Here is a 22216-nt window from a genome sequence, read left to right as displayed (position 1 = left end):
TTTATGAAAGATAAAATCATTCTCCCAGGTGGCGCAGGTCTAGTAGGCCAAAATTTGGTAGCTCGGCTAAAAGCGAAAGGTTATAGCAACATCGTCGTACTTGACAAACATGAAAACAACTTAAAAATTCTAAAACAGGTCCATCCAGATATTGTCGCTGAGTTTGCGGACCTCGCAAAGCCAGGACCTTGGCAGCAACACTTTATCCAGGCTGATGTCGTTGTGATGCTCCAAGCACAAATTGGTGGAACTGATTACCAAGACTTCGTGTTAAACAATATTGATTCGACTCGCATCATCCTTGACACAATTAAAAATAATAAAAACACTTATTTAGTACATATAAGCTCATCGGTCGTAGAGTCCGCCGCCGATGACTTTTACACAAAGACCAAAAAAACCCAAGAAAAAATGGTCATCGATAGTGGTATCGCCTGCCCTATTCTCCGGCCGACCCTGATGTTTGGTTGGTTTGACAGAAAGCATCTTGGATGGCTTTCTCGCTTTATGAAAAAAGTGCCAGTTTTTCCAATACCGGGCGACGGGCAATACATGCGCCAACCTTTATACGCCGGCGATTTCTGCAATGTGATAATTAGCTGTATTGAACATCGCACCCGGGATGGCATATACAATATTTCGGGACATGAAAAAATAGATTACATTGATATAATTCGAGAAATCAAGCGTGCAACGGCATCTAATACCGCTATTTTAAAGATACCTTATAGCCTGTTCTATTCACTTATTTGGGTCTGGTCGTTATTTGATAAAAACCCGCCATTCACAACTCAACAATTATCTGCGTTGAGCGCGAAAGATGAGTTCGAAATCATTGACTGGCCCGGTATTTTCGGAGTGTCTTATACGAAGTTTAGCGATGCAGTCGACGAAACCTTCAATGACCCTGCTTATGGCAAGATTGTTCTGGAGTTTTGAAAATGGACAAACGTATTGCAGTTTTAGGTGCGGGACCAATGGGCTTAGCTGTTGCATATCAGCTAGCCCGAGATGGTTACCAACCGATAGTTTTTGAAGCCGATGATCGAATAGGCGGAATGACCGCAGCGTTCGATTTCTCAGGGTTAAGTATTGAACGCTACTACCATTTTCATTGCATTTCTGATCACGCCTTCCTCAAAGTTCTCGACGAATTGGGGCTGTCAAATGAAATGCGTTGGGTAGAAACAAAAATGGGGTACTGGTTTAAAAATGAGTTACAGCCTTGGGGTAACCCAATTGCCCTTCTACGCTTTCGCGGATTAAGCATGCTCGCTAAATTCCGCTACGGGCTTCATGCTTTTTTATCAACAAAGCGTAACGATTGGAAGCCACTCGATCATGTGGAGGCCACAAGTTGGATCAGACGTTGGGTAGGGAAAGAGGCCTACGATGTCCTTTGGCGCAAACTTTTCGATTATAAATTTTACGATTATACAGATAACCTATCCGCCGCTTGGATCTGGAGTCGTATCAGACGAATTGGACGATCTCGTTACAGTCTCTTCCGGGAAAAACTGGGATACCTTGAAGGCGGGTCCGAAACACTTCTGCAGGCAATGCGGACTGATATCATAAGTAACGGTGGCCAAGTCCGCTTGAAATCTGCCGTGTCCAAAGTGGTAATCGAAAATGGCAAGATTCTTGGAATTGAGATTGATGGCAGCTTAGAATCCTTTACTAAAATCATCAGCACAATCCCGTTACCATATGTATCCAAAGTCATACCCGATTTGCCTGTCGAGTTACTTCAAAAATTTAGCGCCGTCAAAAATATCGCGGTCGTTTGCGTTATCGTGAAACTTCGGAAAGCCGTAACCGAAAATTTTTGGCTTAACACGAATGATCCGGATATGGATATTCCTGGCCTAGTGGAATATACAAACTTACGCCCTCTCAACCACCATGTCGTCTACGTTCCGTTTTATATTCCCGGAGAGCATCCGAAGTTCTCTGAGCCCGATCAAAACTTTATTGACAAGGTCAAAGCCTATCTCAAAAAAATCAATCCTTCGCTTACTGATACCGACTTCATCGACATACGGGCTAGCCGCTATCGTTACGCCCAGCCGATCTGCGAACCAGGTTACTTAGACAACCTGCCTCCCGCCAAACTCCCTATTAACGGACTTTGGGTCGCTGATACGTCTTATTATTACCCGGAAGATCGTGGCATATCTGAAAGCATTGATTTCGGGAGGAAAATGGCTAAGGAAGCGGTGCTTTAGCGTTGCCAAAGATTATTCTTTTAACTTATTTCTTCCGGCGGTGTAAAAACCGCCCTTTTATTTCAGCAGACACTAAATGCTAATGAATGTTTATTAAATCCATCGCTTTATAGTAGCTAACAACTGTATATCTACCTATATCAGCCAAAACCCACACTGGATTGCTTTATAGTCCTTCCAGAGTATCTCAACTACTCTTCCGCGCCCGCGTCAAACTTGATTGCCAGCAATACTAAGGGTACGTAGGCCAGCACAAACCCAGCTAATCCATTCAAGCTCGAGTTACCAACAGCAATAGAAAGAGGCATCAACCAGAAAAGATTGATTCCGATGATGCCAAGTGTAACCCGCCTATGACTCACGTAGAGCCTTGATGCCGATTGATAGGCATGACTGCGATGAGCTAGATAAACCTTCGCACCTCTGAATAGCCTCCGCACCAGCGTGAAAGTTGCATCAACTATGAATACACCAAGTAAAATCAACCAACTCCAAAGGAACACCGGCTTAGTCCACACGGAATACAGCAATATTATACCTAGCACTACACCGAGAAACCCACTCCCCGCATCACCCATAAAGATCCGCGCTGGAGGAATATTCCACCAAAGGAACCCTGCAACCGCAGCAGCCACAGTCAACGGTAGCCATATCAGCTCACTATTGCCACTAAACCAATACACCAGGCACATACCCAAACAGACGCTGATCGCTTCGGCACTGGCCAAACCATCAATGCCATCCATAAAGTTATAGAGATTGAGCATCCAGACTAAATACAGTAACGCCAGAATATTACCGAGCCATCCCAGATCAATTATGTATCCGAACAGCTCAATTGGCGCTAGCCCGTTCATCCAATACAACGCCCAGGCCGCAGCAGTGAAATGACCAAGCAACCTCCACCTTGCTGCAATATGCCCATGGTCATCGGCAAACCCGATAACGGCAACGAGTAGACCCGAGCCAAGAAGCCCAATCAGGGCCGAAAAGCTTAGCAGATCCAAACTCGCAAGCAGGGGCAGTGCCAGTAGAAAGGAAACAACAATAGCGACCCCTCCCCCACGCGGCGTCGGAACTGAGTGAGAGCTGCGCTCGTTAGGTATGTCTATCAAACTCTTGGCCAAGGCGTATCGACGCAAGAGAAGCGTCAATACCCAGGAAACAGCGAATACAGAGAGTAGCAGCCACCAAACATTCATTGCGTTTGCTTTTCCAAGTAATGGCCAGCGGTTTGGCGCATGGCTTCGTCCATGTTGACGGGAGGAGCCCAACCCAGCAGGTCACGATTCTTAGTGATATCGACTTGCAATGAGCCACATATTCTTTGCACGACAGACTGCTTGCCCAATACCGATGCCGCTACTGCCAGCAACCATTCGGGTACAGGTAACAGTCGGGCGGATTTACCCAGTGCACCGGAGAGTCGACGCAGCAATTGACTGGTAGACAAATCTTCACCGTCACTGACTAGAAAAATCTGGTTAGCCGCGGCTGGATGATCGATACAGGTGACTATCAGACTCACCAGATTACCGATCGAAACCAGACTTCGCCGATTTCCAATGGCCCCCAGAGGCAAAGGAATACCTTTATCAAGCCAACGCAACATGCTCAGAAAATTAGCTTTTACGCCGGGACCGTAAACCAGCGGTGGACGAATTATCACGACCTCCATGCCGGTGTCACGACCCAACTGCCTCAATCGCTCCTCCGCCTCGTATTTGGATACCCCATACGGGTCTTGGGGGCTCGGCTGGTCATCGGCATTGAATGGTTTACCTGCTACAGTCGATTCGCCATTGACCTTGATAGAACTGAGAAAAATAAAGCGTTTAACTCCAGATTCGGCGGCACATTTCGCCAACCTTAGAGTTCCCTCCACATTGACCCTACGAAACTCGGCCAACGCGTCGTCTGCAGTTTCGTTCATGACATGCACTCGCGCAGCAGCATGAACGACAACTTGAACACCACGCAGCGCTGGCAGTTGTGTGGCATCGGTCAAGTTGAAGGTTTGAACTGCGCACACCCCCTGAAGCCGAGTGGCTCCGCGTACAGCCGCAATCGGGTAAAACTTTTTGTCTACTAATAGCCTGAAAACCACCGCCTCCCCAACGAAACCGCCGGCACCTGTAACCAACACGTTCGGGGCGGTCATCTAGACTTGTTCCCTATCAACGCAGTAACCCAACAAATGCAAAAGAAAAACACCTTGTCGCGTACTCTCCGCCGGCAACGCAAAGCGCTGAAGGAAAGCGTTATCAATTGCCTGCGACGCAATTCCAGCCACGTTCGCACAAAGGGGTCGCCGCCCCGACCAATCAAGCGCACGATCAACTGCACCTGACTGAACCACCAGCCGTCATGAATTGTTTTATAGCGGGCAACCAACGGACTCAAGCCCTTGTTAGCGCCGACCTGATTACGCTCGTGTTGGCGATAATTCATGGACGGTTCCGGGTCAATGTACCAGCGGTAATGATGACTGCGCGCAAAAGCGTAGCAATACCAGTCATGGAGACTGACGGCTTGCAAAAGCTGCCAATTGTCGAGCATCGACGTCTTCAGTGTATCTGCGAGCCGCTTGCCCATCACGTAAGTACAACCAGGCCCTGCCGCCTCGAATAGATAGTCCCATTCAACTTGAGGCTGTGCCTTGTCCAGCAGATGAGTTTTACCGTCTGGCCAAAATGCTGTGACATTACTTGAGTAAGCATCGATCTGACGGTCTTGCATTACATGAACCGCACGCTGCAGCTTGTCCACATGCCATACGTCGTCCTGATCGGCGAAGGCAATGAAGTCGTACCCCTTAAAGTCGACATCACGGATGAGACGGAAGAAGTTGCGGGATGCCCCCCCAAAACTGCCGGCAGTCGGCAGGATCAAAACCTCAGGGTGTTGCCCAGCGTAAGCCACGCACCACGCCTCAGTTCCGTCAGTGGAGGGGTCGATACTTATATGAACAGTTACGTCGACCGCTAACTGGCCGAGGATCGAGGCCAACTGCTCCTCGATCCACTGCATGCCATTGTAGGCAGCCAGCAAAACCGCGACCTTAGGATGTTTTACTGACATGCCGTTCCTGCTTGAACCGGTTGACGCTTCTACTCGAAAGGATTACGCGCTCGAATCAATGGGAAGGCGAGTCCAGCAGTTTCTGCAGATACTGACCGTAGCCAGTTTTCTTCAGGGCATCGGCTTGAGCCCCCAGTTGCTCGGCAGTGATCCAGCCGTTGTGGTAAGCAATCTCTTCCAGGCACGCCACTTTCAAGCCTTGTCGCTGCTCGATAGTGTGTACGAAGTGACTGGCTTCCAGCAGCGAATCATGAGTCCCGGTATCAAGCCAGGCGAAACCGCGGCCAAGCATTTCAACACTCAGCGTTTTGCGCTCAAGGTATGCACGGTTAACGTCGGTAATTTCCAGTTCGCCACGCTCGGAAGGCTTGATGCCCTTAGCGATCTCGACAACGTCGTTGTCGTAGAAATACAAACCGGTGACGGCATAGTTGGATTTGGGTTTCAGTGGTTTTTCTTCGATACTCAGCGCGCGCCCCGTTGCATCGAATTCAACTACGCCAAAACGCTCCGGGTCGGATACGTGGTAGCCGAATACAGTAGCACCCTGCTGCTGTGAGCTTGCAGAACGCAAGTTATCCGAGAAGTGCTGACCGTAGAAAATATTGTCCCCCAAGATCAAGCAGCAAGGGTCCTTTCCAATGAACTCTTCACCAATGATGAACGCTTGAGCGAGACCATCGGGGCTAGGCTGCTCGGCGTAGGTCAGATTGATTCCGTACACGCTGCCATCGCCGAGCAACTTGCGAAAGCACGGCAAATCTTCCGGGGTGGAGATGATCAGAATCTCGCGCATCCCCGCAAGCATCAGTACCGACAACGGATAAAAGATCATCGGCTTGTCGTAGATCGGCAACATCTGCTTTGATACGCCAAGAGTCAGCGGGTGCAGACGCGTGCCCGAGCCGCCGGCGAGGATGATACCTTTACGATTTGTCGTGGTCATTTATTCAAAACTTCCCTAAGCATTCGGGTTACACCACTTTGCCAATCCGGCAAGTGCAGAGAAAAATTGTCACGTAGTTTCTGCGTATTCAAACGTGAATTCAGAGGACGCCGTGCAGGTGTTGGGTAAGCGCTGGTGTCGATTGGATCTATCGCTTTAACCGCAAGCTGCTCGCCATTGGTTTGTGCAAATTCTATGACATGGCTGGCATAGCCATGCCAAGAAACCTCACCGCCTGCAGCCAAGTGATAAAGACCCGCCAGTTCAGGGCGCTGCATCACTTGTTGAATTGCCAAACCCGTCACGTCTGCAATCAGATCAGCACCGGTCGGCGCTCCGATCTGGTCGGCAATAACATTAAGCGTTTCACGCTCCTTGGCTAAACGCAGCATGGTTTTGGCAAAATTGTTGCCACGTGCGCCGTAAACCCAACTGGTGCGGAAGATCAGGTACTTGCAACCTGACGCGATAATCGCTTGCTCACCGGCCAGCTTACTGGCGCCATAGTGATTCACCGGGGCGACTGCATCAGTTTCTTGCCAAGGCTGCGTACCCTGGCCGCTGAACACATAGTCGGTCGAGTAATGAACAAGCCAGCTACCCAAGGACGCAGCCTCTTCAGCCATGACCTGACTCGCCCGAGCGTTCACACGGTCTGACAGTTCGGTTTCCGACTCAGCCTTATCGACAGCGGTATAGGCTGCGGCGTTGACGATGACGTCAGGTCCAACCTTGCGAATCATCGTGCGCAGGGCGTCCAGATCAGATAAGTCACCACCTGTATTGCGATCAAGGGCAATTAATTCTCCAAGTGGCGCAAGGGCGCGTTGTAGCTCCCACCCCACCTGCCCATTCATACCCAGCAATAAAATTTTCATGCTTTAGTCGATCGATCTGCGTAGTTCTGGTCAATCCACTGTTGATAGCTACCGCTCTTCACGTGCTCTACCCATTCGGTGTTACTCAGATACCACTCAACAGTCTTGCGAATACCGGTTTCAAAGGTTTCCTCCGGTGTCCAACCCAGTTCACGCTGAATCTTGCTCGCATCGATTGCATAACGCACGTCATGCCCTGGACGATCCTGAACATAGGTAATCAGGCTGGCATGCGGACGATGGGCAGAATCAGGGCGCAACTCATCGAGCAACGCACACAGGGTATGCACCACTTCGATGTTTTGTTTTTCGTTATGACCGCCGATGTTGTAAGTCTCACCAATTACGCCTTCGGTGACGACTTTGTACAACGCCCGAGCGTGATCTTCTACATACAACCAGTCACGAACCTGGTTACCTTTGCCATAAACCGGCAGAGGCTTGCCTTCCAGAGCATTGAGAATAATCAGGGGGATCAGCTTCTCAGGGAAATGGCATGGGCCGTAGTTGTTCGAGCAGTTGGTAACCAGTGTCGGCAGACCATAAGTACGTGCCCAGGCACGAACCAGATGGTCGGAGCTGGCCTTGCTTGCCGAGTAAGGCGAGCTTGGCTGGTAAGGCGTGGTTTCGGTGAAGAGATCTTCCGGCCCCTCGAGATCACCGTAGACTTCGTCAGTCGAAATATGGTGAAAGCGGAAACTGGCTTTACGCGCATCATCCAGCGCGGCCCAGTAATGGCGGGCGGCTTCGAGCAGCGTGTAAGTGCCGATGATGTTGGTCTGGATAAACTCGGACGGGCCGGAGATCGAGCGATCGACGTGGGATTCTGCGGCCAGATGCATAATGGCATCCGGTTGGTGCTCACGCAGGACGCGATCGATTTCATCACGATCACAGATATCGACGCGCTCGAAGGCGTAACGCGAATTCTGGCTGACTTCCGCCAGCGACTCCAGATTGCCGGCGTAAGTCAGCTTATCGACGTTAACGACCGCATCGGAAGTGCTGGAGATGATGTGACGGATGACTGCCGAGCCAATGAAGCCGGCGCCGCCGGTAACTAGAATTTTCACGCGAAACGATACCCTTGAGCTGCGGACAGCGCTGCCATTGAGCGCCATCTAATCCATGAATGCAGAGGCCAGTCGCAGTTGGCATCCGTCAGAGTCAGTCTGAATCGATATGCAATAAGGCACGATCGAACAAGGGCTGCATTTTACAGCTTAATGATGGTTTTACTAATGGATAAAGACAGGCTGAGGCGCAATTTCGACAGACGCCGTGCGCCTGTCGTTTTCAGACCAGTCGCTTGCGTGCGGCTCTGGACGAACGCCCCAGAAACCAGCCCAATAAAGGGCCAATCAGCATTCCGATCAACAAAGCCAACACTGCAACGAGCGACACTGGCAACTGCGGCCCGGAAAAACCTAGAAACAAAAGCGAAACCGACTGCTGATTCTCAAGCACAAAAGCCAGAACAATCAGAACCATCAGCAGAAGAAATACGCCAAGCAGTATGCGTTTCAGGTTACGCATTCACGCCCCCTCGAATTTGAATAGCGCAGATCAAACCCCCTCCTCCTCTTCCTCATTCACCCGATCACGCAATTCTTTACCCGGCTTGAAATGCGGAACGAATTTACCGTCAAGACTGACCGACTGACCTGTCTTAGGGTTACGACCAACGCGCGGCGCACGGTAGTGCAGGGAGAAGCTGCCAAACCCACGGATCTCGATGCGATCACCGGTGGCCAGGCATTGGGACATTTGCTCAAGCATGGTCTTGATGGCCAGCTCCACATCCTTGGATGAGAGCAGCCCTTGATGGGTGACAATTCGTTCGATCAACTCCGACTTCGTCATATTTTTCCCTTCTTTTTCAAGCAGCTAGATCAGCGCTTGAAAGGTTTTAGCACGCCCGGAAGATTTTGAACAGCCCAGGGATTGACATATCTTCATCGGCGCCGAAACGCCCATTTTCAGGGCATTAAAGTAACAAACTGAGCATGCATGCTTATCGACAGATCACCAGCATGGTGCGTGTCACGTAGCCTGCCGGGTTGAAGCCAAAAGGAAACTCATCCTCATCCTTGGCATCATCTGATCGCGTGATCACTTTGTAGCCCGCGCCCTTGCACTCCTTAGCCGCGCGCTTCTGGCATTTCTCCCAGCCAGAGCCCAACCCGGAGCAATCGACCTCGATACCACTGACGCCACGCACCGCATGGGTTTTGGCACTGGTCGTACAGCCAGCCAGAACAAGTACAGCCACGAGGATAATAAACTTGTTCATCCACTTCCTTATGCCAGGCAACTGCCCGACGACTTCACGCTTAAGACCAAGCTTAGACGTGAATAGACGATTGATCCGATTAAAGAAACAGACCGCCCAGAAGCGGGATTGGTTTCACTGAAACCTTCATGCATGACTCGAAACACTAAATCGCAGGCACAAAAAAGGGCGACCGAAGTCGCCCTTTTTATTGCCCAATCAGAACTTAGTTCTGTTTGGCCGCCATTGCCTGGCGCAGCAGGCCAGCCATGGTGGTGTCAGCTGCTTCACCTTCCGGAGCCGATTTCAGGCTCTGGATAGCTTCTTTCTCTTCAGCATCATCTTTCGACTTGATGGAGAGTTGGATCACGCGGCTCTTACGATCAACGCTGATGATCTTGGCTTCTACTTCCTGGCCTTCTTTCAGAACGTTGCGCGCGTCTTCAACGCGGTCACGGCTGATTTCGGAGGCTTTCAGAGTCGCTTCGATATCGTCGGCCAGAACGATGATGGCGCCTTTGGCGTCAACTTCTTTCACGGTGCCAGTAACGATTGCGCCTTTGTCGTTAACCGAGACGTACTCGGAGAACGGATCGCTTTCCAGTTGCTTGATACCCAGGGAGATACGCTCGCGCTCTGGGTCAACCGACAGGATAACGGTGTCCAGCTCGTCGCCCTTCTTGAAACGACGAACAGCTTCTTCGCCAACTTCGTTCCAGGAGATGTCGGACAGGTGAACCAGACCGTCGATGCCGCCGTCCAGACCAATGAAGATACCGAAATCGGTGATCGACTTGATGGTGCCGGAGATTTTATCGCCCTTGTTGAACTGGCCAGAGAAATCTTCCCATGGGTTAGATTTGCACTGCTTGATGCCCAGGGAGATACGACGACGCTCTTCGTCGATGTCCAGAACCATAACTTCCACTTCGTCGCCGACTTGTACGACTTTCGAAGGGTGGATGTTCTTGTTGGTCCAGTCCATTTCCGAAACGTGTACCAGACCTTCAACGCCTTCTTCCAGCTCAGCGAAGCAGCCGTAGTCGGTCAGGTTGGTTACACGAGCGGTAACGCGAGTGCTTTCTGGGTAACGGGCTTTGATAGCAACCCATGGATCTTCGCCCAGTTGCTTCAGGCCCAGGGAAACACGGTTGCGTTCGCGATCGTATTTCAGAACCTTAACGTCGATTTCGTCACCAACATTGACGATCTCGGAAGGATGCTTGATGCGCTTCCAGGCCATGTCGGTGATGTGCAGCAGGCCGTCCACGCCACCCAGATCGACGAATGCGCCGTAATCGGTGAGGTTTTTGACGATACCTTTGACTTGCTGGCCTTCCTGCAGGGATTCCAGCAGAGCTTCACGCTCGGCGGAGTTCTCGGCTTCCAGGACGCTGCGACGGGAAACGACAACGTTGTTGCGCTTCTGGTCCAGCTTGATGACCTTGAATTCCAGCTCTTTGCCTTCCAGGTGCGTGGTGTCGCGCACTGGACGGACGTCAACCAGGGAACCTGGCAGGAACGCACGGATGCCGTTAACGTCGACAGTGAAGCCGCCTTTAACCTTACCGTTGATAACGCCCTTGACCACTTCCTCAGCTGCGAATGCTGCTTCCAGAACGATCCAGCACTCAGCGCGCTTGGCTTTTTCACGGGACAGCTTGGTTTCACCGAAACCGTCTTCAACCGAGTCCAGAGCAACGTGAACTTCGTCACCGACATTGATAGTCAGATCGCCAGCGTCGTTGTAGAACTGCTCAAGCGGGATGAGTGCTTCAGACTTCAGGCCAGCGTGAACGGTTACCCAGCGAGCCTGGTAATCGATATCAACGATAACACCGGTGATGATGGAGCCTGCCTGAAGGTTCAGGGTTTTTAGGCTTTCTTCAAAGAGTTCCGCAAAGCTTTCGCTCATTTTAATTCCTGTAAATGAGGGCGAAGGATACGCCCATCTCCACACCCCAGACGGTGTGGGTTAGTTTCATATAGAAGAAGCGCCGCAGGACTATGACTGGTCCCCTGCAACCTTCTTGGTCACCCGGCGATATCGCGAATGGCGATCTCGCTCATGATGCGTTCAAGCACCTGATCGATGGACAACTCCGTGGAATCCAGCTGTATGGCGTCAGCCGCCGGCTTAAGCGGGGCTACCGCTCGCTGGGTGTCACGCTCATCGCGTGCACGGATCTCATCTAGCAGACTCGACAGACTAACACCCTCGACTTTGCCCTTCAACTGCAAATATCGACGGCGCGCCCTCTCCTCGGCACTGGCGGTCAGGAAAATCTTCAGCGGCGCATCCGGAAAAACCACCGTGCCCATGTCGCGACCATCGGCCACCAGGCCCGGCGCTTCCTGAAAAGCACGCTGGCGTTGCAGCAGCGCCTCGCGTACGGCGGGCAATGCAGCCACTTGCGAAGCGCCGGAACCGACGCTTTCGGTGCGAATGACATCGCTGACTTCGTCACCCTCCAGAATGATCCGTTGCAACTGACCATCCGTCGCCGCAATGAACTGCACATCCAGATGAGCGGCAAGTTTCTTCAGCAGTTCTTCGTTGGTCAGATCAACGCCATGGTTGTGCGCAGCAAATGCCAGCAAACGGTAAAGCGCACCGGAATCCAGCAGGTTCCAGCCCAGACGCTTGGCCAGAATCCCGGCTACGGTGCCTTTGCCCGAGCCGCTTGGCCCATCAATGGTGATGACCGGTGCAATGTTTTTCACGACTGAGCCTCTTGTGCCACACGAATACCGACCTGCCCGCACAGTGCGAGGAAGTTGGGGAACGACGTCGCGACGTTGGCACAATCATGGATGCGGATCGGTGCGGTGGCGCGCAGAGAGGCCACACTGAAAGCCATCGCGATACGGTGATCGCCATGACCATGCACTTCGCCGCCGCCGATCTGGCCGCCGTCGATGATGATGCCGTCCGGGGTCGGCTGGCATTTCACGCCCAGCGCCAACAGACCGTCCGCCATCACCTGAATACGATCCGACTCCTTGACCCGCAGCTCTTCAGCGCCGGTCAGCACGGTGCGCCCTTCGGCGCAGGCCGCAGCCACGAACAGTACCGGGAATTCGTCGATGGCCAACGGCACCAGCTCTTCCGGAATCTCGATACCTTTGAGTTTAGCTGCCCGCACGCGCAGGTCAGCCACAGGCTCGCCGCCGACTTCGCGCTGGTTTTCCAGAGTGATGTCCGCGCCCATCAGACGCAGGATGTCGATAACGCCGGTACGAGTCGGGTTGATGCCGACGTGCTCAAGCACCAGCTCCGAACCTTCGGCGATCGAGGCCGCGACGAGGAAGAAAGCTGACGACGAGATGTCGCCCGGAACTTCAATGTGAGTCGCCGTCAGCTTGCCGCCAGATTCGACCGAAGCCGTAGCGCCTTCAACGCTGACCGGATACCCGAAACCACGCAGCATGCGCTCGGTGTGATCGCGAGTCGGAGCCGGCTCGGTCACGGTGGTCTTGCCTTCAGCGTACAGACCGGCGAGCAGCAGGCAGGACTTCACCTGCGCACTGGCCATCGGCATGGTGTAGGTCAGGCCTTTGAGCTTGTGACCGCCGCGAATGGTCATTGGCGGACGACCTTCGGCGGCGGTTTCAATCACCGCGCCCATTTCACGCAGCGGATTGGCCACGCGATTCATCGGGCGCTTGGACAGCGACGCATCGCCAGTCAGCGTGCTGTCGAAGTTCTGCGCAGCCAACAGGCCGGACAACAGACGCATCGAGGTACCGGAGTTGCCCAGATAGATGGGGCCTGGCGCCGGCTTCAGGCCGTGCAGACCGACACCGTGGATGGTCACGCGGCCGTGATGCGGGCCTTCGATGACCACGCCCATGTCGCGGAATGCCTGCAAGGTCGCCAGAGCGTCTTCGCCCTCGAGGAAGCCTTCGACTTCAGTGACGCCTTCGGCCAGCGAACCGAGCATGATCGAGCGGTGGGAAATCGATTTGTCACCCGGTACGCGAATCCGACCGGACAGGCGGCCACCAGGTTGAGCCAGGAAGATCAGATCGTTGGAGTTCATAGCGTCCACATAGGCCCTGCGGGCCAGGATTTTACTGAAATGCTCGCGGGCAACCCGGGCGCGAGTGAAAACGCCCAACAATTGGTGCCCATCCCCTGCATCGACCGCGTCGCGCAAGGCGTCGAGGTCGCTGCGAAATGTATCGAGTGTGCGCAGGACAGCCTCGCGGTTGGCGAGGAAGATGTCGTGCCACATCACCGGGTCGCTTCCGGCGATTCTTGTGAAATCGCGGAAACCGCCCGCAGCGTAACGGAAGATCTCAAGATTTTCATTGCGCTTGGCCAACGAGTCGACCAGACCAAAGGCCAACAGGTGCGGCAAATGGCTGGTCGCAGCCAGCACTTCGTCGTGACGCTCGACCTGCATGTGCTCGACATCGGCGCCCAATTCGCGCCACAGACGATCGACCACAGCCAGCGCCGCCGGATCGGTTTGCTCGAGCGGCGTAAGAATCACTTTGTGACGACGGAACAGTTCGGCATTGGAGGCTTCTACCCCGCTCTGCTCGGAACCGGCGATCGGATGTCCCGGCACGAAACGCGCCGGCATGCCGCCGAACGCCTCGGTCGCCGCGCGCACCACATTGCCTTTGGCACTACCGACATCTGTCAGAATCGCCTGCCCCAGATCCATGCTCGCCAGACGTGCGAGCACTTTTTCCATGGCCAGAATCGGCACCGCCAGCTGAATTACGTCAGCACCTTGGCAAGCCGCTGCCAAGTCATCTTCACAACGATCAACCACACCCAACTCGACCGCCAGCTTGCGCGATTGCGGATCGAGATCGACCCCGACCACTTCGCGGCACACACCGCTTTCACGCAAGCCTTTGGCAAACGAACCACCGATCAACCCCAGACCGACCACCACAAGGCGACCGATCATAGGTGCAGCAGATTGCATTGCAGTGACATCACCCACGAGCCAGAACCTTGCGCAGCGCTTCAAGGAAACGGCTGTTTTCCGCCGGCAGACCGATGGTCACCCGCAGGTGGTTCGGCATACCGTAATTGGCAACTGGACGCACGATCACACCTTCGCGCAGCAAGCCCTGGAACACCGGGGCCGCGACTTGAGCGAGATCGACGCAGATGAAATTGCCTTTGGATTCGATCCAGCTCAGGCCCAGCTCACGAAAACCGGCTTGTAACTGTTGCATGCCCGACTCGTTTAGCTGACGGCTTTGCGCCAGATACTCTTCGTCTTTCAACGCTGCACAGGCTGCCGCCAGGGCGAGGCTGTTGACGTTGAATGGCTGGCGAACACGGTTCAGCACATCAGCAACAACCGGGGTCGACAGGCCGTAGCCGACGCGCAATGCCGCGAGGCCATAGGCCTTGGAGAAGGTGCGCGAAACCAGCAGGTTCGGATACGCCGCGAGGAAATCCAGACCGTCCGGCAGATCACTGCCTTCGGCGTACTCGATGTACGCCTCGTCCAATACCACCAGCACGTGCTCCGGAACATCCTGCAGGAACTCGTCCAGCGCTTCAGCGCCGAACCAGGTGCCGGTCGGGTTGTTCGGGTTGGCGATAAATACGACACGGGTATTGGCATCGATGGCCGCAAGCATCGCAGGCAGGTCATGCCCCCAATCCTTGGCCGGTACCACTTTGGCTTGTGCGCCGACCGCCTGAGTGGCAATCGGATACACCGCAAACGCGTGCTCACTGAACACCGCATTCAAGCCCGGCGCCAGATAGGCTCGCGCGACCAGCTCAAGAATGTCGTTGGAGCCGTTGCCCAAGGTAACCTGGTTCAGTTCGACACGGCATTGCTCGGCCAGCAGGGATTTCAGGGCGAAACCGTTGCCGTCCGGATAACGGGTCAGCTCGGCCAGCTCTTCGCGGATCGCCGCCAAGGCTTTCGGACTGGCGCCCAGCGGGTTTTCGTTGCTCGCCAGTTTGACGATTTTTGCCGGATCCAGATCCAGCTCGCGCGCCAGTTCGTCCACAGGCTTGCCCGGAACGTACGGCGAAAGTTGTTGCACGCCCGGCTGTGCCAGAGCGAGGAAGTTGCCACTCATTTGCTACCGCCCCTTAGAGAACTGCTTTCGGGTAGGAACCCAGCACTTTGAGTGCTACTGCTTCCTGACTGATCTTTTCCAATACACCTTTGATCAACGGATCACGGTGATGGCCGACGAAGTCGATGAAGAACACATACGTCCATTTGCCGCTGCGCGACGGACGGGTTTCGATACGGGTCAGGTCGATCCCGTTGTCGTGGAACGGCACCAGCAACTCGTGCAACGCGCCGGGTTTGTTGCTCATCGACACGATGATCGAAGTCTTGTCGTCGCCGGTCGGCGGCACTTCCTGGTTACCGATCATCAGGAAGCGCGTCGAGTTGTCGGGACGGTCTTCGATCTTCTCGGCCAGACGGGTCAGGCCATACAGCCCTGCCGCCATGTCGCCGGCAATCGCCGCCGAATTCCACTCACCTTTAACCCGTTTGGCCGCTTCGGCATTGCTCGACACCGCCACGCGCTCGACATTCGGGTAATGCGCGTCCAGCCACTTGCGGCACTGAGCCAGCGACTGCGCATGGGAATAGATGCGGCTGATGCTGTCGGTCTTGGTGTTTTCACCGACCAACAGGTGATGGTGAATGCGCAACTCGACTTCGCCACAGATCACCATGTCGTGTTCGAGGAAGCTGTCCAGCGTGTGATTGACCGCGCCTTCGGTGGAGTTTTCCACCGGCACCACGCCAAAATTTACCGCACCGGCCGCCACTTCACGGAACACTTCGTCGATAGCTGCCATCGGCTTGCTGATGACGGCGTGGCCGAAGTGTTTCATGGCTGCGGCTTGGGTGAAGGTGCCTTCAGGGCCGAGGTAAGCCACTTTCAGCGGCTGCTCCAGCGCCAGGCACGACGACATGATTTCGCGGAACAACCGCGCCATCTCTTCGTTGCCCAGCGGCCCCTGATTGCGCTCCATCACACGCTTGAGCACCTGAGCTTCGCGCTCAGGACGATAGAACACCGGCACTTCGCCTTCGGCCAGCGAGGCCATCTTTACTCGCGCGACTTCCTGGGCGCAACGCGCACGCTCACTGATCAGCTCCATGACTTTGGTGTCCAGAGCGTCAATGCGAACGCGCAGTGCCTTGAGTTCTTGCTCGGACATCAGCCGTGTTCCTTCTCGAATTCAGCCATGTACGCCACCAGCGCGTTAACCGCGGTGATGTCGACGGCGTTGTAGATGGAGGCGCGCATGCCGCCCACGGAGCGATGGCCCTTGAGGTTGAGCAAGCCGCGCTCTTCGGCACCGACGAGGAAAGGCTTGTCCAGACGATCGTCAGCCAGACGGAACGGCACGTTCATCCACGAGCGGTCCGACTTATTGATCGGGTTGCTGTAGAGGCCGCTGGCGTCGATGAAGTCATACAACGTGCGCTGTTTGACGTCATTGAGCCTGGCGATGGCTTCAACGCCGCCCTGCTCTTTCAGCCACTGGAACACCAGACCGGACAAGTACCAGGCCAACGTCGGCGGGGTGTTGTACATCGAGCCGTTATCGGCTGCGACTTTGTAGTCGAGCATGGTCGGGCACAGCGAACGAGCCTTGCCCAGCAAGTCTTCCCGAATGATGTTGACGACGATACCGCTAGGGCCGATGTTCTTCTGCGCGCCGGCGTAGATCATGCCGAAATGCGAGATGTCGACTGGACGCGACAGAATGTCCGAAGACATGTCAGCTACCAGAGGCACGTCGCCGGTTTCCGGGATCCACTGGAATTCCAGACCGCCGATGGTTTCGTTCGGCGCATAGTGAACGTAAGCGGCGTCTTTCGACAGGTTCCACTCGTTCTGGCCCGGGATGGCGAAATAGTCGTAAGGCTTGGCGGTGGCGGCAACATTGACGTGACCGTAGCGCGAGGCTTCTTCGATGGCTTTCTGCGACCAGATACCGGTATCGATATAGTCGGCAGAGCCGCCTTCAGGCAGCAGGTTCAGTGGGATCTGCGCGAATTGCTGGCTGGCGCCACCTTGCAGAAACAGCACTTTGTAGTTCGACGGGATATTCAGCAGGTCACGCAGATCCTGCTCGGCCTGGGTGGCAATGGACACGAACTCATCGCTGCGATGGCTCATTTCCATGACCGACAGACCCTTGCCGTGCCAATCAAGGAGTTCACCCTGGGCGCGCTGCAGGACAGCTTCAGGAAGCGCCGCAGGACCGGCGCAGAAGTTATAGGCTCGCTTGCTCACATCCAATCTCGCTCTGATTTGGTGGTCACTTAAATCTATTGGTCTGCGGATGATCGTTCCCACGCTCTGCGTGGGAATGCATCGGATGACGCTCTGCGTCATGGGACGCGGAGCGTCCCGAGCGGCATTCCCACGCAAAGCGTGGGAACGATCCTGTGCAGTGTCGCAAATTTTCAAACAGGACAAATAACAAGGGGGCGAATTCTCATCCGCCCCCTCGTTTGTCCGCTTATTCTTGCGGTTCTTCGTCTGCTGCGGCGTCGAGTTGCTGGTCTTCGCCAGCATCGTCGATCACGACGCTGCCTTCGAATTCCTCGCCCTCTTCACCCTCAAGCTCTTCACCTTCTACTTCCGAAGGCTCCTGAACCCGCTCCAGCCCGACCAGGGTTTCATCCTTGGCCAGCTTGATCAGCGTCACGCCCTGAGTGTTACGGCCCAGGCTCGACACTTCGTCGACACGGGTTCGCACCAGGGTGCCCTGATCGGAGATCAGCATGATCTCTTCACCGTCCTGCACCTGAACCGCACCGACCAGACGGCCGTTACGCTCGTTGCTGACCATGGCGATCACGCCCTGACCGCCACGCTTGTATTCAGGGAACTCGGTGATCGCCGTGCGCTTGCCGTAGCCGCGCTCGGAAGCGGTGAGGATCTCGCTGCCTTCTTCCGGAATCAGCATGGAGATCAGCTTCTGCCCTTCCGGCAGACGCATACCACGCACACCGCGGGCAGTACGGCCCATGGCGCGAACTTCGGATTCCTTGAAGCGAGTCACTTTGCCGCCGTCGGAGAACAGCATGATTTCCTGCTCGCCATCAGTGATGGCAGCGGAGATCAGGATGTCACCCTCGTCCAGTTCCAGCGCGATCAGGCCGACGCTGCGCTGACGGCTGAACGCCACCAGCGGGGTCTTCTTCACGGTACCGTTGGCGGTCGACATGAAGATGAACGGCGCCTTCTTGCGGTCGGCAGCCTTGATGCGAGCACGACGCTCTTCATCGGTCTCGTTGCTGTTTTCGATCTCTTCTACATCAGCCTCGGCGCCTTCGGCTTCTTCTTCATCAGCCTGACGCTTCATGGCTTCGAGATCGACCGGCAGCATGGTGGTGATGTATTCGCCCTCGCTCAACGGCAAGAGGTTGACCAGCGGACGACCACGGGCGGCGCGGGACGCTTCCGGAATCTCGTAGGTCTTGAGCCAGTACACCTTGCCCTTGCTGGAGAACAGCAGCAGCGTGGTGTGGCTGTTGGCAACCAGCAAGTGAGCGATGTAGTCCTCATCCTTGACGCCAGTGGCCGATTTACCTTTACCGCCACGACGCTGAGCCTGGTACGCAGCCAATGGCTGGGTCTTGGCGTAGCCACCGTGGGAAATGGTCACGACGCGCTCTTCTTCCGGGATCATGTCACCCAGGGTCAGGTCGAGACGGGCATCGAGAATTTCGGTGCGGCGCACGTCGCCGTATTCGGCGCGGATCACTTCCAGCTCTTCGCGAATCACTTCCATCAGGCGCACAGCGCTGTTGAGGATGCGGATCAGCTCGCCGATCTGGTTGAGGATCTCTTGATACTCGGCCAGCAGTTTTTCGTGTTCCAGACCGGTCAGACGGTGCAGACGCAGTTCCAGAATGGCTTGCGCCTGTTCTGGCGACAGGAAGTACTTGCCCTCGCGCAGACCGTATTGCGGATCGAGGTTTTCCGGACGGCACGAATCGGCACCGGCACGTTCAACCATCGCGACCACGGCCGAGGACTCCCACGGCGTGCTGATCAGCGCTTCTTTCGCTTCCGAAGGGGTCGGCGAGGCCTTGATCAGGGCGATAACCGGGTCGATGTTCGACAGGGCAACGGCCTGACCTTCGAGGATGTGACCACGCTCGCGCGCCTTGCGCAGTTCGAACACGGTGCGACGGGTAACCACTTCGCGACGGTGACGGACGAAGGCTTCCAGCAAATCCTTGAGGTTCAGGATGCGTGGGCGGCCGTCGATCAGCGCAACGATGTTGATGCCGAATACCGATTGCAGCTGGGTCTGGGCGTAGAGGTTGTTGAGGATCACCTCAGGCACTTCGCCGCGACGCAGTTCGATCACGACGCGCATACCGTCCTTGTCGGACTCGTCGCGCAGCTCGGTGATGCCTTCGAGCTTCTTCTCTTTGACCAGCTCGGCGATCTTCTCGATCAGACGCGCCTTGTTCAGCTGGTACGGCAGTTCGGTGATGACGATCTGCTGACGACCACCGACCTTGTCGATGTCTTCGATGATCGAACGAGCGCGCATGTAAATACGCCCGCGACCGGTGCGGTAGGCTTCGATGATGCCGGCGCGACCATTGATGATCGCGGCGGTCGGGAAGTCCGGACCGGGGATGTATTGCATCAGTTCATCGACGGTCAGCTCAGGGTTGTCGATGAGCGCCAGGCAACCGTCGATGACTTCACCGAGGTTGTGCGGCGGAATGTTGGTCGCCATGCCCACGGCGATACCGCTGGAGCCGTTGACCAGCAGGTTGGGGATACGGGTCGGCATGACCGCCGGGATCATTTCGGTGCCGTCGTAGTTCGGCACCCAGTCCACGGTTTCTTTATGCAGGTCAGCCAGCAACTCGTGCGCCAGCTTGGTCATGCGCACTTCGGTGTATCGCATCGCAGCAGCGTTGTCGCCGTCGACCGAACCGAAGTTGCCCTGACCGTCTACCAGCAGGTAGCGCAGGGAGAAAGGCTGAGCCATACGAACGATGGTGTCGTACACGGCAGTGTCACCGTGCGGGTGATACTTACCGATCACGTCGCCGACAACACGGGCAGATTTCTTGTACGGCTTGTTGAAGTCGTTGCCCAGCTCGCTCATCGCGAACAGTACGCGACGGTGCACGGGCTTGAGGCCATCGCGCGCATCCGGCAGTGCACGGCCGACGATCACGCTCATCGCGTAGTCGAGGTAGGACTGTTTCAGCTCGTCTTCGATATTGACCGGGAGGATTTCTTTGGCCAGTTCGCCCATGAGAAGCCTGATTCCTTTTTCTGGTGAAACTTCGTCATATCCATGTGGGAGCAACGAAGCTCGTCGGGGCAGGCCGAGTGCCATGCGCCGACTTACGACAAATCAACATTGAATCGCGGATTTGCGCAGTAAAGACAGCTCCGTGGAGCTGCCTCGGAAAACGCCGGATGTTATCACAAGAGCCGCCACGCACCTATCCCCCTGATGCGCATGGAGCATAGTTAGTTGACCGGTGACAGGCTTAACGGGGACGAGAGAGGCTCAGAGCTTGTTTGAATGCAGAATTGAGGCTTGGTTTGGGGATGTTTATTGACTTTTAAGACCCCTTCGCGAGCAAGCTCGCTCCCACAGGGTTCTGTGGTGATCACAAAACCTGTGGGAGCGAGCTTGCTCGCGAAGAGGTCGACGCGGGACTCAAGCCAATCAATGCAGGCGTTTGCGGCACATCAACTGGGCCATTTTCGCGGTGTCCGGGCGTTCGACGATGCCCTTCTCGGTGACGATCGCATCGATCAGATCAGCCGGAGTCACGTCAAACACCGGGTTGAACGCTTCAACATCGGCACCGACGCGCTTGCCGCCGACTTCGAGCAGCTCGGCGCCGTCACGCTCTTCGATCGGGATGTCGTCACCGCTGGCCAGATTCATGTCGATGGTCGAACTCGGCGCCACGACCATGAAGCGCACACCGTGGTGCATGGCGTTGACCGCCAGTTGATAGGTGCCGATCTTGTTCGCCACGTCACCATTGGCGGTGATGCGGTCAGCGCCGACGATCACCCAGGTCACACCCTTGGTTTTCATGATGTGCGCGGCAGCTGAGTCGGCATTCAACGTTACCGGGATGCCTTCGTTGGCCAGTTCCCACGCAGTCAAACGCGAGCCTTGCAGCCACGGGCGGGTTTCATCGGCGTAAACGCGCTCTACCATGCCTTCCAGATAAGCCGCACGAATCACTCCCAGCGCCGTACCAAAGCCGCCGGTGGCCAGCGCGCCAGTATTGCAGTGAGTGAGAATCGCCTGGGCATTGCCCTGATGTTTGCGGATCAGATCAACGCCCAACTGCGCCATGGTCAGGTTGGCTTCGCGATCGCTTTCATGAATGGCGATGGCTTCGGCTTCCAACGCCGCCAGCGGATCGGCGTTTTCTTTCAAGCGATCAAGGCGATCGTGCATGCGACCCAAGGCCCAGAACAGATTGACCGCGGTCGGACGAGAATCCGCCAGCAAGGCGAAATCCTCTTCCAGCGCCGCATACCAGTCGCCGCCCTCAGCGATCCGCGCACGCGCCGCGAGGACGATGCCATACGCCGCACTGATGCCAATGGCCGGCGCGCCGCGCACCACCATCGAGCGAATCGCCTCAGCCACGCCGGCGGCGCTGGTGTAGGCAATCCACGTTTCCTCGAACGGCAAAATACGCTGATCCAGCAGGTGCAGCGCGCCGTCTCGCCAATCGATGGCCTTCACTTTCTCCGCAGCCAACAGTCGATCGCGCATCCCACACCCCGCACTCATGAACAAAAGCCGCCGATTATAGCGATC

Annotated in this window: 19 protein-coding genes; 2 read left to right on the top strand and 17 right to left on the bottom strand. The window is 55.4% G+C overall.

Features of this window, described 5'->3' with window-relative positions; translation table 11 throughout:
- The first annotated feature begins 3 nt into the window (after positions 1–3).
- Entirely contained in the window at positions 4–939 is a 936-nt protein-coding gene (locus tag FGA82_RS10795; RefSeq protein ID WP_141127073.1) for an NAD-dependent epimerase/dehydratase family protein, read from the top strand.
- A 2-nt stretch (positions 940–941) separates the two neighbouring features.
- Positions 942–2228, top strand: coding sequence for an NAD(P)/FAD-dependent oxidoreductase (locus tag FGA82_RS10790; protein WP_141127072.1), 1287 nt, complete (start codon positions 942–944; stop codon positions 2226–2228).
- A 191-nt stretch (positions 2229–2419) separates the two neighbouring features.
- On the opposite strand, the gene FGA82_RS10785 is transcribed toward FGA82_RS10790, so the two are convergent.
- The 17 genes from FGA82_RS10785 to mtnA form a co-directional block, all read right to left on the bottom strand.
- Entirely contained in the window at positions 2420–3430 is a 1011-nt protein-coding gene (locus tag FGA82_RS10785) for an MraY family glycosyltransferase (protein WP_141127071.1), read from the bottom strand.
- Positions 3427–4389 carry a UDP-glucose 4-epimerase family protein gene (locus tag FGA82_RS10780; protein ID WP_141127070.1) on the bottom strand — a complete coding sequence of 321 codons (963 nt, stop codon included), beginning with the start codon at positions 4387–4389 and terminating at the stop codon, positions 3427–3429. The genes FGA82_RS10785 and FGA82_RS10780 overlap by 4 nt, the downstream gene beginning before the upstream one ends.
- Entirely contained in the window at positions 4386–5309 is a 924-nt protein-coding gene (locus FGA82_RS10775) for a glycosyltransferase (protein ID WP_141127069.1), read from the bottom strand. Before FGA82_RS10775 ends, FGA82_RS10780 begins: the two co-directional genes overlap by 4 nt.
- A 55-nt stretch (positions 5310–5364) precedes the next feature.
- Entirely contained in the window at positions 5365–6255 is an 891-nt protein-coding gene (gene rfbA, locus FGA82_RS10770; protein WP_141127068.1) for a glucose-1-phosphate thymidylyltransferase RfbA, read from the bottom strand.
- The gene (gene rfbD / locus FGA82_RS10765) at positions 6252–7133 is read right to left on the bottom strand and encodes a dTDP-4-dehydrorhamnose reductase (RefSeq protein WP_141127067.1); all 882 of its coding nucleotides are present in this window, start codon (positions 7131–7133) and stop codon (positions 6252–6254) included. The genes rfbA and rfbD overlap by 4 nt, the downstream gene beginning before the upstream one ends.
- Entirely contained in the window at positions 7130–8206 is a 1077-nt protein-coding gene (gene rfbB, locus FGA82_RS10760) for a dTDP-glucose 4,6-dehydratase (RefSeq protein WP_171057268.1), read from the bottom strand. Before rfbB ends, rfbD begins: the two co-directional genes overlap by 4 nt.
- Before the next feature lie 223 nt (positions 8207–8429).
- Positions 8430–8669 (bottom strand): lipopolysaccharide assembly protein LapA domain-containing protein, encoded by a 240-nt coding sequence (locus tag FGA82_RS10755; protein WP_141127065.1) that lies wholly within the window; start codon positions 8667–8669, stop codon positions 8430–8432.
- A 30-nt stretch (positions 8670–8699) separates the two neighbouring features.
- A complete protein-coding gene (gene ihfB, locus FGA82_RS10750) occupies positions 8700–8996 on the bottom strand; it encodes an integration host factor subunit beta (protein ID WP_003189779.1) in 297 nt (98 codons plus the stop codon).
- A gap of 151 nt (positions 8997–9147) precedes the next feature.
- Positions 9148–9426, bottom strand: a complete 279-nt coding sequence (locus FGA82_RS10745) for a hypothetical protein (RefSeq protein WP_141127064.1) — start codon at positions 9424–9426, stop codon at positions 9148–9150.
- A 205-nt stretch (positions 9427–9631) separates the two neighbouring features.
- The gene (gene rpsA / locus FGA82_RS10740; RefSeq protein ID WP_122609279.1) at positions 9632–11320 is read right to left on the bottom strand and encodes a 30S ribosomal protein S1; all 1689 of its coding nucleotides are present in this window, start codon (positions 11318–11320) and stop codon (positions 9632–9634) included.
- A gap of 119 nt (positions 11321–11439) precedes the next feature.
- Positions 11440–12129, bottom strand: coding sequence for a (d)CMP kinase (gene cmk / locus FGA82_RS10735; protein WP_015093983.1), 690 nt, complete (start codon positions 12127–12129; stop codon positions 11440–11442).
- Complete coding sequence (locus FGA82_RS10730; RefSeq protein WP_249384234.1) at positions 12126–14333, bottom strand: bifunctional prephenate dehydrogenase/3-phosphoshikimate 1-carboxyvinyltransferase; 2208 nt, start codon at positions 14331–14333, stop codon at positions 12126–12128. Before FGA82_RS10730 ends, cmk begins: the two co-directional genes overlap by 4 nt.
- 28 nt (positions 14334–14361) lie before the next feature.
- Complete coding sequence (hisC, locus tag FGA82_RS10725) at positions 14362–15474, bottom strand: histidinol-phosphate transaminase (RefSeq protein WP_095120519.1); 1113 nt, start codon at positions 15472–15474, stop codon at positions 14362–14364.
- A 13-nt stretch (positions 15475–15487) separates the two neighbouring features.
- Positions 15488–16582, bottom strand: a complete 1095-nt coding sequence (pheA, locus tag FGA82_RS10720; protein ID WP_007908404.1) for a prephenate dehydratase — start codon at positions 16580–16582, stop codon at positions 15488–15490.
- Positions 16582–17667, bottom strand: coding sequence for a 3-phosphoserine/phosphohydroxythreonine transaminase (gene serC, locus FGA82_RS10715; protein ID WP_141127063.1), 1086 nt, complete (start codon positions 17665–17667; stop codon positions 16582–16584). Before serC ends, pheA begins: the two co-directional genes overlap by 1 nt.
- Before the next feature lie 229 nt (positions 17668–17896).
- Complete coding sequence (gyrA, locus tag FGA82_RS10710; RefSeq protein ID WP_141127062.1) at positions 17897–20671, bottom strand: DNA gyrase subunit A; 2775 nt, start codon at positions 20669–20671, stop codon at positions 17897–17899.
- Between the two features lie 423 nt (positions 20672–21094).
- The gene (gene mtnA, locus FGA82_RS10705) at positions 21095–22171 is read right to left on the bottom strand and encodes an S-methyl-5-thioribose-1-phosphate isomerase (protein ID WP_025113083.1); all 1077 of its coding nucleotides are present in this window, start codon (positions 22169–22171) and stop codon (positions 21095–21097) included.
- Positions 22172–22216 lie beyond the last annotated feature (45 nt).

Source organism: Pseudomonas fluorescens (genome assembly GCF_005938625.1).
Taxonomy (GTDB): domain Bacteria; phylum Pseudomonadota; class Gammaproteobacteria; order Pseudomonadales; family Pseudomonadaceae; genus Aquipseudomonas; species Aquipseudomonas fluorescens_BD.
This window is presented reverse-complemented; position numbering and strand designations above follow the sequence as displayed.